The 1,155-nt window shown below is 76.7% G+C and carries 1 protein-coding gene; it reads left to right on the forward strand.

The window, feature by feature from the left end; genetic code table 11:
• On the forward strand, positions 1-1,155 hold a 1,155-nt coding region (locus ACFQ4G_RS21870), incomplete at both ends, for a hypothetical protein (protein WP_379041111.1).

Here is a 1,155-nt window from a genome sequence, read left to right on the forward strand (position 1 = left end):
AGGCGGCCGCGGCGGCCGCGGTGGCGCTAGCGAGACTCGCGCCATGGACGGGCGCGCCGGAGGCCCTGGCGACGCTGCCCAGCATCCCGCAGGAGGAGATCGCCTCGACGAGGGCGTTGCTCGCCGAGGCGGCGGCGGACGCGGTCCGGCATAGGCAGGATGCAGCCCGGGCTCGCGGCGACGCGGCGTCCGCCGCGCTGGACGAAGGGCAGCTCGCCGCCGACGACGCGGTGTCGCCCGAGGAGATCGAGTCGGTGCGCGCGAACCGCGACCGCTCTTGGTCGCCGCTGCGTGAGAGCATCCTGTCCGGCGCGGCGCTCGCCTCGCCGGAGGAGGCGGTCGAAGCGTTCGAGGGCTCGGTGGCGAGGGCCGACGAGCGCAGCGACCGCCGGTTCGCCTCGGCGGACGGCTCGGCCCGGCTGACGATGCTCGCGCGACGCAGGGAGGCATCGCTGCTGGAGGCCGGGCAAGCCGAAGAGCGGGCGGTCGCGAGCGACGACGGCGCGGCTGCAGCTAGGCGGACGTGGTCGGCCCGGCTGGCCGCCACCGGCCATCCCGACCTTGATCCGGACCGGCTCGCCGGCTGGCTGGCGGACCGGGAAACCGCGCTCGGGGCCCAGGCCGCGGCCGCCCGGGCGGTTGAAGACGCGGCCGCCGCCAGGGCGCGGCGTGACGACGCCCGTATGGCCGTCGCGGCGGCCCTCGGCGGGGACTTCCCGCTCCCGGCCGGAGAGGCGCTCGCTCCGCTGCTGCTCCATGCGGACCGGGTCCGCGGTGAACTTAGCGAGGCCGACCAGCGGGTCCGGCTTAACGTCGCGGCCGCCGCACAGATCGAGCGGGACGCGGCCGACCTCGCCAGGCGGCGCGCCAAGCTTACCGACGCGGCGGCAGCGCGCGAGAGCGAGTGGCGGCGGCACACCGAAGCCGCGTCCCTCTCGCTTGAGATCTCGGGTTCGACGGGCACGCTCGACGCGATCGACGACCTTAGGCGGGCGACGGCGTCACAGGACGAGCTCCAGCGCCGGATCGCAGGGATTGAGCGCGACGCGTCCGAGCACGAGGGCCGCGTGGCCGCGCTGTGCGACGCCCTTGCGATCCCGCCGGCGGCGACTGAGGCCGAGCGCCTGGCCGCCGCGCGCAGGCGCCTCGCCGAGG

The sequence above is a fragment of the Methylobacterium marchantiae genome (assembly GCF_042679825.1).
Taxonomy (GTDB): Bacteria; Pseudomonadota; Alphaproteobacteria; order Rhizobiales; family Beijerinckiaceae; genus Methylobacterium; species Methylobacterium marchantiae.